The sequence below is a fragment of the Pseudomonas sp. Pseusp18 genome (assembly GCF_059506005.1).
This window is the reverse complement of the sequence record NZ_CP169240.1, coordinates 2,138,206-2,152,790: the sequence shown is the minus strand read 5'-3', so window position 1 is coordinate 2,152,790 and position 14,585 is coordinate 2,138,206. Positions and strand designations below refer to the sequence as shown.

The 14,585-nt window shown below is 59.1% G+C and carries 14 protein-coding genes, 5 tRNA genes and 1 pseudogene; 6 read left to right on the top strand and 14 right to left on the bottom strand.

The annotated features are described in order from the left end of the window. Positions 1-108: 108 nt before the first annotated feature. From ACEN9A_RS09615 to uvrB, 10 genes are all read right to left on the bottom strand, one after another. The gene (locus ACEN9A_RS09615; protein WP_258673272.1) at positions 109-1,068 is read right to left on the bottom strand and encodes a tRNA dihydrouridine synthase; all 960 of its coding nucleotides are present in this window, start codon (positions 1,066-1,068) and stop codon (positions 109-111) included. Positions 1,069-1,165: 97 nt separating this feature from the next. Continuing rightward, the gene (locus ACEN9A_RS09610; protein ID WP_258673270.1) at positions 1,166-1,603 is read right to left on the bottom strand and encodes an acyl-CoA thioesterase; all 438 of its coding nucleotides are present in this window, start codon (positions 1,601-1,603) and stop codon (positions 1,166-1,168) included. 48 nt (positions 1,604-1,651) lie between these two features. Further along, on the bottom strand, positions 1,652-2,485 hold the full coding sequence (locus ACEN9A_RS09605; RefSeq protein ID WP_019649340.1) for an alpha/beta fold hydrolase: 834 nt from the start codon (positions 2,483-2,485) through the stop codon (positions 1,652-1,654). A 31-nt stretch (positions 2,486-2,516) separates the two neighbouring features. After that, positions 2,517-3,056 (bottom strand): TetR/AcrR family transcriptional regulator, encoded by a 540-nt coding sequence (locus ACEN9A_RS09600; RefSeq protein WP_019649341.1) that lies wholly within the window; start codon positions 3,054-3,056, stop codon positions 2,517-2,519. A 182-nt stretch (positions 3,057-3,238) separates the two neighbouring features. After that, positions 3,239-3,314 (bottom strand) — tRNA-Glu (locus ACEN9A_RS09595). 80 nt (positions 3,315-3,394) lie between these two features. Then, a tRNA-Ala gene (locus tag ACEN9A_RS09590) sits at positions 3,395-3,470 on the bottom strand. A gap of 53 nt (positions 3,471-3,523) precedes the next feature. Further along, a tRNA-Glu gene (locus ACEN9A_RS09585) sits at positions 3,524-3,599 on the bottom strand. Between the two features lie 79 nt (positions 3,600-3,678). Next, positions 3,679-3,754, bottom strand: a tRNA-Ala gene (locus ACEN9A_RS09580). A gap of 189 nt (positions 3,755-3,943) precedes the next feature. After that, complete coding sequence (gene gltX / locus ACEN9A_RS09575; protein WP_018928106.1) at positions 3,944-5,425, bottom strand: glutamate--tRNA ligase; 1,482 nt, start codon at positions 5,423-5,425, stop codon at positions 3,944-3,946. A gap of 189 nt (positions 5,426-5,614) precedes the next feature. Continuing rightward, positions 5,615-7,630: an excinuclease ABC subunit UvrB gene (uvrB, locus tag ACEN9A_RS09570; protein WP_019582112.1), complete on the bottom strand. Its 2,016-nt coding sequence runs from the start codon at positions 7,628-7,630 to the stop codon at positions 5,615-5,617. 336 nt (positions 7,631-7,966) lie between these two features. On the opposite strand from uvrB, the gene ACEN9A_RS09565 reads away from it, so the two are divergent. Beyond that, positions 7,967-9,163, top strand: a complete 1,197-nt coding sequence (locus ACEN9A_RS09565) for an amino acid aminotransferase (protein WP_019649342.1) — start codon at positions 7,967-7,969, stop codon at positions 9,161-9,163. Between the two features lie 140 nt (positions 9,164-9,303). Next, entirely contained in the window at positions 9,304-9,504 is a 201-nt protein-coding gene (locus tag ACEN9A_RS09560; protein ID WP_258673267.1) for a hypothetical protein, read from the top strand. On the opposite strand, the gene ACEN9A_RS09555 is transcribed toward ACEN9A_RS09560, so the two are convergent. Then, positions 9,501-9,731: a hypothetical protein gene (locus ACEN9A_RS09555; RefSeq protein WP_019649343.1), complete on the bottom strand. Its 231-nt coding sequence runs from the start codon at positions 9,729-9,731 to the stop codon at positions 9,501-9,503. The genes ACEN9A_RS09560 and ACEN9A_RS09555 overlap by 4 nt on opposite strands. 227 nt (positions 9,732-9,958) lie before the next feature. On the opposite strand from ACEN9A_RS09555, the gene ACEN9A_RS09550 reads away from it, so the two are divergent. Continuing rightward, positions 9,959-10,034, top strand: a tRNA-Asn gene (locus tag ACEN9A_RS09550). Positions 10,035-10,306: 272 nt separating this feature from the next. Further along, positions 10,307-10,765 (top strand): hypothetical protein, encoded by a 459-nt coding sequence (locus ACEN9A_RS09545; RefSeq protein WP_258673265.1) that lies wholly within the window; start codon positions 10,307-10,309, stop codon positions 10,763-10,765. 283 nt (positions 10,766-11,048) lie between these two features. Here ACEN9A_RS09545 and ACEN9A_RS09540 read toward each other — a convergent pair whose 3' ends face one another. Next, positions 11,049-12,566: a nucleobase:cation symporter-2 family protein gene (locus ACEN9A_RS09540; RefSeq protein ID WP_258673262.1), complete on the bottom strand. Its 1,518-nt coding sequence runs from the start codon at positions 12,564-12,566 to the stop codon at positions 11,049-11,051. Positions 12,567-12,820: 254 nt separating this feature from the next. Between ACEN9A_RS09540 and ACEN9A_RS09535 the strand changes: the two genes are divergently transcribed. Further along, positions 12,821-13,102: a BrnT family toxin gene (locus ACEN9A_RS09535; RefSeq protein ID WP_258673261.1), complete on the top strand. Its 282-nt coding sequence runs from the start codon at positions 12,821-12,823 to the stop codon at positions 13,100-13,102. A gap of 3 nt (positions 13,103-13,105) precedes the next feature. Continuing rightward, positions 13,106-13,450, top strand: a complete 345-nt coding sequence (locus tag ACEN9A_RS09530) for a BrnA antitoxin family protein (protein ID WP_258673258.1) — start codon at positions 13,106-13,108, stop codon at positions 13,448-13,450. Between the two features lie 73 nt (positions 13,451-13,523). On the opposite strand, the gene ACEN9A_RS09525 is transcribed toward ACEN9A_RS09530, so the two are convergent. Together ACEN9A_RS09525 and ACEN9A_RS09520 are read right to left on the bottom strand one after the other, a co-directional pair. Then, positions 13,524-14,363 (bottom strand): arylamine N-acetyltransferase family protein, encoded by an 840-nt coding sequence (locus ACEN9A_RS09525; RefSeq protein WP_258673257.1) that lies wholly within the window; start codon positions 14,361-14,363, stop codon positions 13,524-13,526. Positions 14,364-14,476: 113 nt separating this feature from the next. Then, positions 14,477-14,581 (bottom strand): annotated as a pseudogene (locus ACEN9A_RS09520) (exodeoxyribonuclease III); the annotation flags it as partial. Positions 14,582-14,585 lie beyond the last annotated feature (4 nt).

Genomic DNA, 14,585 nt, shown 5'->3' with positions numbered 1-14,585 from the left:
TCAGCAAGTTTTTTTGTCTCCGCGACCCGAATTCGGCATCGCGTAATCCTTACATAAGGACCGCTGACTGCTTTTCAAGAGATTTTTTTCTGTTTTTTTCAAGCGGATTCAAGCTGCTTCAGCTACCTGCAAACCCAGTAAACGCGAGACCTGATCCAGCTCGGTTTCACGACGCAAGACGCTGAACAACTCTACCGCTTCGGGATAATTGCGGGTCAGCATCGCCAGCCATTGTTTCAGGCGACCCGGCGATTGGCGTGGCGTCATCTGGGCCTTGGCTTGCAGCCAGAAGTCCTGAATCAGCGGCAGCAGCTCGGCCCAGGTCATCTCGACGACCTCCTCGCCGGCCCGCGCTGCGGCGATTTGCCGGGCCAGGTCCGGACGCGACACCAGGCCACGACCGAGCATGATGTCTTCGACGCCGCTGATCTCGCGGCAACGATGCCAGTCCTCGACGCTCCAGATGTCACCGTTGGCGAACACTGGCACCTTGACCACGTCCTGGACCCGCGGGATCCACTCCCAGTGAGCTGGCGGCTTGTAGCCATCCGTTTTGGTCCGCGCGTGAACCACGATGTGCGCCGCGCCGCCTTCGGCCAGGGCTGTGGCGCAAACCAGCGAACCATCGGGACTGTCGAAGCCCAGGCGCATTTTGGCGGTCACTGGAATGTGTGCGGGCACCGCACGGCGGACATGTTCGACGATTTCGTTGAGCAGCTCAGGCTCTTTGAGGAGAACGGCGCCACCGCGCGACTTGTTGACGGTCTTGGCCGGACAGCCGAAGTTCAGGTCGATGACTTCGGAACCCAACTCGCAGGCCAGTGCAGCGTTTTCCGCCAGGCACACCGGATCGGAACCGAGCAGCTGCACCCGCAGCGGCACGCCGGAGGCGGTACGGGCGCCGGTCAGCAGTTCCGGGCCGAATTTGTGGTAATAGGCAGGCGTGAGCAGCTGATCGTTGATCCGAATGAACTCGGTTACACACCAATCGATACCGCCCACACGGGTCAGCACGTCCCGCAGGATGTTGTCGACCAACCCCTCCATGGGCGCCAAAGCAATTTGCATGAAAAACACACTCGACGAAAAACGTGCGGCAGTTTACTGGTTTCGGCGTGCAGAAGGTATTTCGTCAGACCGGGCGGTGGCAAATGTGCGGACTGTGTCAGCTTGGAACTTGCAACGCCGAGCCGTAGCCCTCGATGAATTCCGCCGGCATGCGCTTGGGCTTGCCAGTCGACAGTTCGATGCACACGAACGTGGTCTGCGCCCGCAGCAACGTCGAGTTGTCACTGGGGCGGATCAGCTGGAAGTGTCGGGTCATTTTCAGGCGCTGGTCCCAATCGACGATCCAGGTCGCCAGTTGCAGTTCATCGCCTTCGTAGGCCGCCGCCAGGTAATCGATCTCGTGCCGCACCACTGCCATTGCCCGATCCAGACGCCGATACTCGACCAGGTCCAGGCCCAGCCGCTGCGAGTGACGCCAGGCACAGCGCTCGAGCCAGGTCACGTACACCGCGTTGTTCGCGTGGCCCAGCCCGTCGATGTCTTCGGCGCCCACTTCCAGATCAATGATAAACGGCGTTGCCCGATCCCAGCCCATGCCCCACTCCCGGTCAGATTATTTCGACCGGGGCAGTGTAACGGAAGCTCAGGCCGATTGGCGCGATTGCAGGCTGCGACCGGCCAGCAGCGAGAGCACACCGTCGATCACTCGAGGATCGGCCAGCACTCGCTGATGACCGCCCTCTTCCAGGCGCAACAAGCGACTGTCGAACCAGGCTTCGTGAATCAATTGGGATTCCTTGACCGAGACAAAGTTGTCGTCCTCGGCATGGACAATCAGGCCAGGCATGTCGAGCTGGTAGTGCGCGACATCCAGCGCTGCGGCACGCATGCCGACGTCTTTTTCGACCTGACGAATGAACGCCGAACGGGCTTTGGGCGGCAGGCGTACATAGCGCGCAAAACCGCGCAGCACCCCAAGGATTCGCGCCGGGGCGGCGATCGAGACCAGGGTTTCGGTGCGCAAGCCCAACTGCACCGCGAGCATGGCGCTGGCGCCGCCCATCGAGTGACCGATTACCGCTTGCAGCGGCGGTAGTTCAGCAGCTGCTTCAAGCATCGCCCGGGCGAACAGCACCACATTGGCTTCGCGCCCAGGCGAGCGACCGTGAGCCGGGCCGTCCAGGGCGACCACGGTGTAACCGGCATCGACCAGCGCCGTGATCAGCGCGGCAAACTGCGTTGGCCGGCCTTCCCAGCCGTGCATCAACAACACCGCCGGGCCCTGCCCCCAACGCAGCGCCGAGAGGCCGAAGCGCAAGGTGATCCGCTCGGATTTCGCCAGCAGCGGCAATTCCCAATCACGCGGAGGCAACTCCCGCGGGGTCATGAATGCCAGACGCATCTTGCTCGCCACCAGCTTCGGTGCGAACCAGCCCAAGGTGCCATTAACGCCACGAACCCAGCTCAACGTGTTCATCGCCCATCTCCTCAGACTGGATGCCTTTAGGTCACAGCACCGCCGATTTGGCGGCGCGCAGCAATCGATCGGACAACTCTCCTGGCCCCAGCGCCCGCGCCAGCGCCAAACCACCCACCATCAAGGCGATGTCGGCCAAAACCTTGTCGGTGTCTTCCGGGCTGGCTGCCAACTGCGCGACCATCAATTCAATATGTTCATTCAACGCCACACGAAATTCGTCCGGCAGACGGCCCAGTTCACTGATCGACGCTGGAACCGGGCATGCCCGCTCGGTGGAATCACGGTGTTTGCGCGACAGGTAGAACGCTGCGACCAACGCGCGACGCTCTTCGCCGGTCAACTCGGCATCCATGTCGGCGATCAAGTCACGACGATGGCTGAGCAGCTGCTTGAACGCTTCCAGCATCAACGCGTCCTTGCTCTCGAAGTGCGCGTAGAAACCGCCGACCGTCAGCCCGGCCGCGCCCATCACTTCGCCCACGCTCGGCTCGGCCGGACCGCGCTGGATCAGCGCTGCGCTGGCAGCCTTGAGGATGCGTTCGCGGGTTTGAGCTTTTTTATCGTTCATCGTTGCCTCCGAATATTACGACTAGAATATTATTCTCATAATAATTTTCCGCAAGTCGTGGATGTGACCGCTGGTCTGAAGAACAGTGTTGGGGAAAAAGGAGATTTGGCCAAACGCCAGACAAACAAAAGGGCCATTCAATAATTGAATGACCCTTAAAAATCCCGCAAAGCGGGTAATCGTGGCGTCCCCTAGGGGACTCGAACCCCTGTTACCGCCGTGAAAGGGCGGTGTCCTAGGCCACTAGACGAAGGGGACGCAAACCCTTCTATACAACTGATCAGTGCTGAGAGCTGATCGATTCAAGGCCGGTGTGGCCAGACCTTGAACTGTAAAATTGGTGGAGCTAGACGGGATCGAACCGTCGACCTCTTGCATGCCATGCAAGCGCTCTCCCAGCTGAGCTATAGCCCCGGATTTTTCGCCTCGCGGCGGAGCGATATCTTGCAACATCGCTTCTGTAAAACTGGCGTCCCCTAGGGGACTCGAACCCCTGTTACCGCCGTGAAAGGGCGGTGTCCTAGGCCACTAGACGAAGGGGACGCAAACCCTTCTATACAACTGATCAACGCTGAGTGTTGATCGCTTCAAGGCCGGTGTGGCCAGACCTTGAAGTGTAAATTGGTGGAGCTAGACGGGATCGAACCGTCGACCTCTTGCATGCCATGCAAGCGCTCTCCCAGCTGAGCTATAGCCCCTCATCGCTGAGGACGGGGCGAATCTTAATGGCGCATCGGAAAGCTGTCAAACTTATTTTTCAAAAAATTTAAAATTTTTTGCCGACATAACAATCACTTACCGCCCTCCCCCCGTAAATTCGGGGGAAGCGCCGAAGATCAGGATCAAAAGATCGCGGCCTCCGGCAGCTCCTACAGAGTCAAACGCCGTCAGGCAATCGCGCCCAGAAGCTTTTCCCACTCTTTGTTTTCTTTCTTCGACACGCCGCCCAGCAGGTCAATGGCCTGGCGCAGACGGAAACGGGTCAGGTCCGGACCGAGGATTTCCATCGCATCGAGTACCGATACCGAACTGGCCTGCCCGGTGATCGCGGCAAACATCAGCGGCATGGCGTCACGCAGCTTCAGCTCCAGGGATTCAACCACCGCCTGAATCGTTGCGGTGATGCTGTCCTTCTCCCACTGACGCAGGCTTTCCAGCTTCCACAGGATCAATTGCATCAACTGACGAACCTGATCGCCCGAGAGCTTCTTGGATTCGAACAGTTTAGCGTCCGGATTCACCCCACCCGCGAAGAAGAAGCCGGCCAGCGGTGCGACCTGGCTGAAGGTTTCAACCCGGCCCTGCACGTGTGGCGCGATCTTCATCATGTATTCAGGGTTCAGCGCCCACTTCTGCACGCGAGCGGCGAACTCTTCCACTGGCAGGTCGCGCAACCACTGGCCGTTGAGCCACGACAGTTTCTCGATGTCGAAAATCGGCCCGCCAAGCGAGACGCGGCTCAAGTCGAAGTTGTCGACCATTTCCTGCAGGGAGAACTTCTCGCGCTCGTCCGGCATCGACCAGCCCATGCGGCCCAGGTAGTTGAGCATCGCTTCCGGCATGAAGCCCATGCGCTCGTAGAACGTCACCGAGGTCGGGTTCTTGCGCTTGGACAGCTTGCTCTTGTCCGGGTTACGCAGCAGCGGCATGTAGCACAGCTGCGGCTGTTCCCAGCCGAAGTACTCGTACAGCAGGATCAGTTTCGGTGCCGAAGGCAGCCATTCTTCACCGCGCAGCACGTGGGTGATGCCCATCAGGTGGTCGTCGACCACGTTGGCCAGGAAGTACGTCGGCAGGCCGTCGGTCTTCATCAGCACTTGCATGTCCATGCGATCCCACGGGATCTCGACATCGCCACGCAGCATGTCCGGCACCACGCACACGCCTTCGGTCGGCACTTTCATGCGGATCACGTGGGGTTCGCCGGCGGCCAGGCGGCGCGCGACTTCTTCCTTGGACAGCAACAGCGCACGGCCGTCGTAGCGCGGGGTCTCACCGCGGGCCATTTGCTCGGCGCGCATCTGGTCCAGCTCTTCGGCGGTGCAGAAGCACGGGAAGGCATGACCCATGTCGACCAATTGCTGGCAGTACTTCTGGTAGATATCGCCGCGCTCGCTCTGACGGTAAGGACCGTGCGGGCCGCCGACATCCGGGCCTTCGCTCCAGTCGATACCCAACCAGCGCAGGGCGTCGAAAATCTGCTGTTCGGACTCGCGGGTCGAACGCAGTTGGTCGGTGTCTTCGATCCGCAGGATGAACTCACCGCCATGCTGCTTGGCAAAGCAGTAGTTGAACAAAGCGATGTAAGCGGTACCTACGTGGGGGTCCCCGGTAGGCGATGGCGCGATGCGAGTGCGGACGGTGGTCATGGCATGTCTCAAAAAGAATGAAAAGCGAAGATCAAACAAGGGGCGAATGGTAACAGGCGATAGCCGCCCGGCTCCAGTGAGTGCGGGATTTAAGCGCTGCAGGAGCTGCCAAGGCTGCGATCTTTTGACCTTGCCTTTAAAAACAAGATCAAAAGATCGCAGCCTTCGGCAGCGTCTACAGAGGGAGCGTCAAACCGCGATCAACCGCTCCCGCAGCTTGCCGATTTCGTCGCGCAGTTGCGCCGCGGCTTCGAACTCCAGGTCGCGGGCGAGCTGGTACATCTTCTCTTCCAGCTGACGAATGCGCTTGGTGATCTCGCTTGGCGAGCGCAATTCGGCTTCGTATTTGGCGCTTTCCTCGGCAGCCTTGGCCATGCCTTTGCGCTTCTTGCTGCGCGAACCCGGCACAGTCGCGCCTTCCATAATGTCGGCAACGTCCTTGAACACCCCTTTGGGCGTAATGCCGTTGGCCAGGTTGAAGGCGATCTGCTTGTCGCGACGACGCTCGGTTTCGCCAATCGCCCGTTCCATGGAACCGGTAATCCGATCCGCATACAGAATCGCCCGGCCATTAAGGTTGCGTGCCGCCCGGCCAATGGTCTGGATCAGCGAGCGTTCGGAGCGCAGGAAGCCCTCTTTGTCCGCATCAAGAATCGCCACCAGCGAGACTTCCGGCATGTCCAGGCCTTCACGCAGCAAGTTGATCCCCACCAGCACATCGAAAGTGCCGAGGCGCAAGTCACGGATGATCTCGACCCGCTCCACGGTGTCGATGTCCGAGTGCAGATAACGCACGCGCACGCCGTGATCGGCCAGGTAATCGGTCAAATCCTCGGACATGCGCTTGGTCAGCGTGGTCACCAGCACCCGCTCTTCCAGCGCCACACGCTTGGTGATTTCCGAGAGCAAGTCGTCGACCTGAGTCAGCGCCGGACGGATTTCGATCTGCGGGTCCACCAGGCCAGTCGGGCGCACCACTTGCTCGACCACGCGCCCTGCGTGCTCAGCCTCGTAATTGCCCGGCGTGGCCGAGACAAATATTGTCTGCGGGCTAATACCTTCGAACTCGTCGAAACGCATTGGCCGGTTATCCAGCGCCGATGGCAGGCGGAAGCCATATTCCACCAGCGTTTCCTTACGGGACCGGTCGCCCTTATACATGGCGCCGACCTGCGGCACGCTGACGTGGGATTCGTCGATCACCAGCAAGGCGTCGGCCGGCAGGTAGTCAAACAAGGTGGGCGGCGCCTCGCCGGATGCACGGCCCGACAGGTAGCGCGAGTAGTTTTCGATGCCGTTGCAGTAACCCAGCTCCAAAATCATCTCCAGGTCGAAACGGGTGCGCTGCTCCAGGCGCTGGGCTTCCACCAGTTTGTTGTTGGAGCGCAGGTATTCCAGGCGCTCCTGCAACTCGACCTTGATCCCCTCGACGGCGTCGAGCAGGGTTTCCCGAGGCGTCACGTAGTGGCTCTTCGGATAGAAGGTGAAGCGCGGCAGCTTGCGGATGACTTCGCCCGTCAACGGATCAAAAGCAGACAGACTCTCCACCTCGTCATCGAACAGCTCGATACGGATCGCCTCAAAGTCGGATTCCGCCGGGTGGATATCAATCACATCGCCGCGCACCCGGAACGTCGCCCGGGCGAAGTCCACATCGTTGCGGGTGTATTGCAGGTCGGCCAGGCGACGCAACAGCGCACGCTGGTCGAGCTTGTCGCCGCGATCCACGTGCAACACCATCTTCAAATAGGTTTCCGGGCTGCCCAGACCGTAGATGCACGACACCGTGGTGACGATGATTGCGTCTTTGCGTTCCAGCAGCGCTTTGGTCGCGGACAGGCGCATCTGCTCGATGTGGTCGTTGATCGAGGCGTCCTTCTCAATGAAGGTGTCGGACGACGGCACATAGGCTTCGGGCTGGTAGTAGTCGTAATAGGAGACGAAGTATTCAACGGCATTGTTCGGGAAGAACGCCTTGAACTCGCCGTACAACTGCGCAGCCAGGGTCTTGTTCGGCGCCAGCACCAGCGTCGGGCGCTGCACTTGGGCGATCACGTTGGCGATGCTGAAGGTCTTGCCCGAGCCGGTCACCCCGAGCAACGTCTGGTGCGCCAGCCCGGCCTCGATGCCCTCGACCATCAGACGGATGGCTTCCGGCTGATCGCCGGCGGGCTCGAAGCGGGTGACTAGCTGGAATTCAGACATACATACCTCTGGTTCACTCTTGCCCGGTTACACCGGACAGGAACGAGAAAGACCGCAAACGACCGATGTCGCCCGAGGAAAAAACTGGATTGTGCTCAATGTGGAGCCGATTGCCATCCCTTTCAAGGCAAACGTCCTACATCGGGTAAAACCTTTGACGATGTCACTCGACCAACGATCGAAAAATAATTGGAAAAACTTACCGTAAAAGCCGAATCGCCTGTCGCCATCAATCGCTGATGGCCTCTATACTAGCTCCCCGTTTGTGCACCGCTCTAGTGCATTCGGCTGGAGCGCGACACGTCCCTCCACACTCCATTCAGAGCCGCCGTAATAATGAGCCTGTTCTCCGCTGTCGAAATGGCACCACGCGATCCAATCCTGGGCCTCAACGAAGCATTCAATGCCGATACCCGTACCAACAAGGTCAACCTGGGGGTCGGTGTTTACTGCGACGAGCAAGGACGAATTCCTCTCCTGCGCGCCGTTGTCGAAGCCGAGACGATTCGCGCCGCTCAACACGTTTCCCGTGGCTACTTGCCGATCGACGGCATCGCCGCCTACGACCAGGCCGTGCAGAAACTGCTGTTCGGCAATGATTCGCCGCTGATCGCCGCTGGCCGGGTCATCACCACCCAGGCCGTCGGCGGTACCGGCGCACTGAAAATCGGTGCCGACTTCCTCAAGCAACTGCTGCCGAACGCCGTTGTCGCGATCAGCGACCCAAGCTGGGAAAACCACCGCGCACTGTTCGAAACCGCCGGTTTCCCGGTGCAGAACTATCGCTACTACGACGCCGCCACCCACGACGTTAACCGCGCTGGCCTGCTGGAAGACCTGAACGCCCTGCCGTCCGGTTCCATCGTTGTGCTGCACGCCTGCTGCCACAACCCGACCGGCGTTGACCTGAGCCCGGCGGACTGGAAAAACGTGCTGGACGTGGTGAAAGCCAAAGGTCACGTACCGTTCCTCGACATGGCCTACCAGGGCTTTGGCGACGGTATCGATGAAGACGCTGCTGCCGTGCGTCTGTTCGCCGAATCGAACCTGACCTTCTTCGTTTCCAGCTCGTTCTCCAAATCCTTCTCGCTGTACGGCGAGCGCGTTGGCGCCCTGTCGATCGTCAGCGAATCGAAAGAAGAAAGCGCGCGCGTGCTGTCGCAAGTCAAACGCGTGATCCGCACCAACTACTCCAACCCGCCGACCCACGGTGCAAGCATCGTCGCCGCTGTGCTGAACAGCCCGGTATTGCGTGCCCAGTGGGAAGAAGAACTGGCAGAAATGCGTCTGCGGATTCGCGGCATGCGCACCCAGATGGTGGACCTGCTGGCGAAAAACGCTCCACAGCGCGATTTCAGCTTCGTCGGTCGCCAGCGCGGCATGTTCTCCTACTCCGGCCTGACGGTTGAGCAAGTGACCCGTCTGCGCACCGAGTTCGGCATCTACGCCCTGGACACCGGCCGCATCTGCGTTGCCGCGCTGAACCAGAGCAACATCGACGCCGTGACCAAGGCCATCGTTCAGGTGATCTGAGTCGTCGCGTGACATGAAAACGGGAAGCCAAAATGGCTTCCCGTTTTTTATTGGCCTCAGATAAATCTCAAAGCAGCCGCTGCGCCCTTTAAACTCCCACAAGCTTTATGTACACCCGAGAATTCTTGCGAGAACCCCACATGAAAAACGACGACCTACGCGCCGACCGCGACGAGCTGGACCACTTCGTGCCCCGCTCCTCGGCCAAACGCGGTAAAAACCTGGTGCTGCAAGTGGCCGCGGGTGTGTTCCTTGGCGGCCTGGCGTTGTGGCTGGTGCAACTGGCCGCCACGATGCTGTATGCCAAGCTGATGCTCGGCACCATCACTTTTGGCGGTTAGGCCAATTCGCTCGCTCGCTGGCTGGCCGCGTCGTCATAGGCGACATAAAGCGACTCGGCCACCTGGCTTTTGATCGCCTTGGTGCTTTCCAGACCCAGGACAAAACCTTCGGCCTTGCCGCCTGCGCGGTTCAGCTCGTCAGCGGTGCTGGCCTGAGTGATTGCGTCGAACAGTTTCTCGGCGTGTGGGCCGACACCTTTGGGCAGGCTGATCTGAGCGATGCTCATGCGAACACCCCACTGTTTCGGGGTGTGAAGGCTGGGTGATTCATGGCGCGTACCTTTTCGGCTGAGGGCCGGCAGCGCGTGTCACCACTTCCGGGCGGCCATGGTAGACCTCTACCGCGCTTCTGGTAACCGCCAATGGCCGATAAACCTCCCTCTGATCCGATGAAAACATCAAATTTCCAACAGAGGCTTGACTTCTCTTTTTGAATCAGTAACATACACGCCATTCCGCGATAGCTCAGTTGGTAGAGCAAGTGACTGTTAATCACTGGGTCCCTGGTTCGAGTCCAGGTCGTGGAGCCAGACAGCAAAATCGAAAAGCCCCTGAATCGAAAGATTCAGGGGCTTTTTTGTGCTTGACGAAAAGACACGATCCTATGAATTCCCTACCCCGACAGAGTAGGAAGCTTCCTGATTTTCTGTAGCCGTGTTTCAGGCTTTCGCCTGAGCCCCCGTAAACCCTGGACTAGAGCATCAATAGCCACTTTCATAGTGGCCGGATGCTGACTGTAAAGCAGCGAACTTGTGCGTTATGAATAGCGCCTCTCGCCTGCCAACATCCCCGGATCGTTCACGTGTCAGAGTTACTCAAACTCAAGGAGAACGTCCTTGTCCCTCACCCTGGCGGCTCACTGAGCTTTGGCACCCTTCCCGAGATGCCCAGGTTCAATTTACGGGGTGGCGAAATATTCCTGCGGGTCGGAATTCACAAAGGCATCAACAAAGGATTTGGCGTTCGACATGTCTGGGAAGCCCACAAGACCGACCTGGCAATATTTGGCTGCCACACCATTGATGACGTGGCAGCCCACATCGCCAAAATGATCGTACCCGGCGGCGCCATCTACTGTGAGTTCAAGGAAATGAGAGGTGATCACAGAGTCGCCGTGCTTAAAAATCCTACCGGCTCGCTCATTCTGGAGCCTCGAAATGAGCGTCGCGGCTTCGGATACTACGTCGTAACCTGGTATCCCAAGAGACGTGCAGAAGGCACCCTGGTCGGCACAATCGCCAAACCAGATCCCAAGCAATAAAAAAGGCGTCCTGATGGACGCCTTTTGAATTTTCGAGGAGTAGTCGCAGCGATTCTTTAGCTCCTGGCCACAAATGACCTTGGGTTCAGAATCCGACCGGCATGCCAGTCGTCACTACTTCAGAGGGAGCCAGCTTCTCTGCTGCCAACAAGATGGGGGGCCAATGCTGGAGGCCAAGCCCAAGGATGCGCAATTGCAGACCTCGAATTCGATTCTCAACCATGCGTGGAGCGAGTGTCAACCTGACCGACAACTGAATCGGTCGCCCCCCCCCGATCGCCAGTCAGACATGCTCACTGCTTTTCGCATGCACCGCACGCAGCTCGGCATGCCCATGATCCGTCTCCACCACCGGAATTTCATTCCCGTCGCAGTCGCGCAGTTTACCTTCGCTGAAGTAGTCCCCTTCCCGCAGCGCCGCCAGGTCTTGATAACGCAGGACTCGTTCAGTACCGGCGGCAAATACCGATTGCTGGTCCGAGTTGCCGGCCGTGAGGTGATTGAAGGTCAGGTTCAGCACGATGGCCATGATCGCCGAGGAGCTGATGCCCGAGTGGAAGATCGTCGAGAACCAGCTGGGGAAGTGGTCGTAGAAGTTCGGGGCGGCGATGGGGATCATGCCGAAACCGATGGAAGTGGCGACGATGATCAGGTTGACGTTGTTGCGGTAGTCGACCTTGGACAGCGTCCGAATGCCGCTGGCGGCGACAGTGCCAAACAGCACGATCCCGGCGCCGCCGAGTACAGAGGTCGGCACGGCGGCGATGACCCGGCCCATGAACGGCAGCAATCCAAGCACCACCAGAAACACACCACCTGTGGCCACCACGAAGCGGCTCTTGATCCCGGTCACCGCCACCAGCCCGACGTTCTGGGCGAAGGCGCTCTGAGTGAAGGAGCCGAAGATCGGCGCGATCATGCTCGACAGCATGTCAGCGCGCAGGCCGTTACCCAGACGTTTGGAGTCGACCTTGGTGCCAATGATTTCACCGACAGCGAGGATGTCGGCCGAGGTTTCCACCAGGGTCACCATGACCACGATGCACATCGACAGGATCGCGGCAAAGTGGAAGGTCGGCATGCCGAAATGGAACGGTGTCGGGAAGCCGAACATCGGGCCCTGGGTGACGGATGAGAAATCCGCCATGCCGAGGAACACAGCGATGACCGTGCCGATGACCATCGCCAGGAGGATCGACAAACGGGAAATGGTCGCGCTGCCGATCTTGCTCAATAGCAACACCAGCACCAGCGTCATCGCCGCCAGACCGATGTTCGCCATGCTGCCGAAATCCGGCGCATGGCTGTTGCCACCCATGGCCCAGCGCGCGGCCACCGGCATCAGCGTCAAGCCGATAGTGGTGATCACAATGCCGGTCACCAGCGGTGGAAAGAACTTGGTAATCCTTGAGAACACCGGCGTGATCAGCAAGCCAATCAGCGACGCGGCAATCACCGCCCCGAGAATCGACTGAAAGCCGCCCTCCCCGCCACTGCTGACAATCGCGACCATGGTCGCAACGCCGGAGAACGACACGCCCTGCACCAGCGGCAACTGACAGCCGAAAAACGGCAAACCGAGGGTTTGCAGCAATGTCGCCAGCCCCCCTGCAAACAATGAAGCAGCAATCAACAAACCGATGTCCGCCGGTGAGAGCCCGGCCGCCTGGCCGATGATCAAAGGCACCGCGACGATACCGCCGTACATGGTCAGAACGTGTTGCAGGCCATAAGCCATATTCGCGCCGATCCCGAGGTTTTCGTCCTCAGGCCGTTGGTGTGAAACATGGGGCGTTTTCATGGTTGGGAGGTTCCCTGGTTTTTGTTGTGCGCACACTGTATTCAATACTCAGGACAAATGTCTATAGAGTTGTATACAACTATCCAGTCAGATTATGGACACTTGTCCACGCCACGCTTTGGCCATAGCGCCTCCAGCCCCAAACGTCTTGAAATACATCCCTGCGCCCCTATCCCTCCTCACCGCTAATCTTTTGCTTTCCAAGCGACCGCCGGCACGGACGCCTCCTCGCTTATACATATAAAGTATGCATAATGAAGTCATTCGAGATTCAGTATCACAGGGCAAAGAACGCGGCCAACAAACTAAAACATCAAGGCATCAGCCTCGCAGAGACAGAACCAGTGTTTTATGACGAACGAGCCCTGACTTTTCAGGACGACCATCATGATGAGCAGCGGTGGATCATCATGGGGCTGGATGCCAAAGGTCGCTTGCTGGTCGTTGCGTACACCTGGCGCGACCCGAATTTCGTGCGAATCATTTCCGCACGCATCGCCACCAAAGGCGAGCGTCGCCACTATTTGGAAACTTGAACGATGAAAGACGAATACGACTTCAGCAACGCCAAGCGTGGAGCCGTTGCCACAAGCAAAGGCAAGACCCGAATCACCATCATGCTCGACGATGTCGTCATAGAGGCTGCGCGCGCTCTGGCAGAAAGCGAGGGATATGGCTACCAGACTGCGATCAACAACATCTTGCGCCAGGTGTTGCTCAGCGATAAAGGCAAAGCGGCGAAGCCCGATCAGAACGCTGCTGTTGCAAATGTCGGGCAGTTCAAAAAAGGCATAACCGCGTCGGAGCTGAAAAGCCTGGAGAAAAAACTGTCAGAAGCCCTCAGCGAAATCCATCACGTGATGGAGCATGAAGTTCGTTCCTAGGCACAAACCTCGCACTTGAGTCGGCCCAATGAAAAAGGGGCGGATTGATCAAATCCGCCCCTTCGCGTGGTGCTCAGTTTGCCTGCGGCACCGGCTCGATCAACCGCTCCAGCACCAGCTTCAACGCCTCCTTCGCCGGCACTCGGATTTCGAATTCACGTTCCAGCAACCCGATCAACTCATCCACATCCGTCACCTGCCGCCGCTCGCTCTCACTGCCCATGCGGTGAATGGCAAAACTGCCGTTGTTCAGCGTGCGTCGCCATCCCTCCCCCGTCCGCGCCACCATCAGTTGTTTGACGAAGGACGATTCGGGATGAGTCGAGACGTACCAGTTGCCGAGGGTGTAATCGATGTCTTCCTGACGCTGCAAATCGAAGATGTACATCGCCCGCCATTCACCGCCAACGTTGGCACGCAGGGTGTAGCCGTCCGCATGCTGTTCGATACGATAGGGTTCGTGGGGCGTGAGCTGTTCGGCCCCGGTGTCGAGCATCAACGGCGCGGTGGGCACCATGCCACCGAAGCCGACGTCGGTGATGTAGCGCACGCCGTCGAGGGTCACCAGGCTCAAGCGGTGAGTGCGTGCGGTCCATGCGCCTTCGGGCTGGTTCATGACTACGCGGCCGGTGATGCCGCGCGCCTCGAAACCCAGCGTTTGCAGCAAGGCCAGGAACAGGTTGTTGAGTTCATAGCAGTAACCGCCTCGGCCGTCGTGCAGGACTTTCTGCTCGATGGACGGCAGGTCGATGAGTACCGGTTGCCCTAACAGCGTGGTGAGGTTTTCGAACGGGAAGGCACCGGTGTGGCGCAACTGCAGTTGACGCAGGGTTTGCAGGGTCGGCGCCGGGGGCGCGTCGAAGCCCAGGCGTTGCAGGTACAGCGCAAGATTTGTCAGTCGTGGTTCGCTCATCGCTCAATCCTTATGCATGGAGCCCGCGGATCGCTCCGCCGATGGCCGCCATGTATAAGGGAAAAAGCGCTCGGGCCGATAATTGATTTCGCCAATCGCCGCACGTGCCAAATCTATCGCCGTTTGCGTGAACCCAATCGAATCCATGTCGGCGCGTGATCGCTGGCATGCGGCTCGTTGCGAACCCAGGCGTCGACGCCGGCATCGTGCAAACAAGGAAAC

What these genes read in the sequence shown, in the direction of transcription:
- ACEN9A_RS09615 (WP_258673272.1), bottom strand. Translation starts at nt 1,068, where the DNA reads ATGCAAATTGCTTTGGCGCCCATGGAGGGGTTGGTCGACAACATCCTG.
- ACEN9A_RS09610 (WP_258673270.1), bottom strand. Translation starts at nt 1,603, where the DNA reads ATGGGCTGGGATCGGGCAACGCCGTTTATCATTGATCTGGAAGTGGGC.
- ACEN9A_RS09605 (WP_019649340.1), bottom strand. Translation starts at nt 2,485, where the DNA reads ATGAACACGTTGAGCTGGGTTCGTGGCGTTAATGGCACCTTGGGCTGG.
- ACEN9A_RS09600 (WP_019649341.1), bottom strand. Translation starts at nt 3,056, where the DNA reads ATGAACGATAAAAAAGCTCAAACCCGCGAACGCATCCTCAAGGCTGCC.
- gltX (WP_018928106.1), bottom strand. Translation starts at nt 5,425, where the DNA reads ATGACCACCGTCCGCACTCGCATCGCGCCATCGCCTACCGGGGACCCC.
- uvrB (WP_019582112.1), bottom strand. Translation starts at nt 7,630, where the DNA reads ATGTCTGAATTCCAGCTAGTCACCCGCTTCGAGCCCGCCGGCGATCAG.
- ACEN9A_RS09565 (WP_019649342.1), top strand. Translation starts at nt 7,967, where the DNA reads ATGAGCCTGTTCTCCGCTGTCGAAATGGCACCACGCGATCCAATCCTG.
- ACEN9A_RS09560 (WP_258673267.1), top strand. Translation starts at nt 9,304, where the DNA reads ATGAAAAACGACGACCTACGCGCCGACCGCGACGAGCTGGACCACTTC.
- ACEN9A_RS09555 (WP_019649343.1), bottom strand. Translation starts at nt 9,731, where the DNA reads ATGAGCATCGCTCAGATCAGCCTGCCCAAAGGTGTCGGCCCACACGCC.
- ACEN9A_RS09540 (WP_258673262.1), bottom strand. Translation starts at nt 12,566, where the DNA reads ATGAAAACGCCCCATGTTTCACACCAACGGCCTGAGGACGAAAACCTC.
- ACEN9A_RS09535 (WP_258673261.1), top strand. Translation starts at nt 12,821, where the DNA reads ATGAAGTCATTCGAGATTCAGTATCACAGGGCAAAGAACGCGGCCAAC.
- ACEN9A_RS09530 (WP_258673258.1), top strand. Translation starts at nt 13,106, where the DNA reads ATGAAAGACGAATACGACTTCAGCAACGCCAAGCGTGGAGCCGTTGCC.
- ACEN9A_RS09525 (WP_258673257.1), bottom strand. Translation starts at nt 14,363, where the DNA reads ATGAGCGAACCACGACTGACAAATCTTGCGCTGTACCTGCAACGCCTG.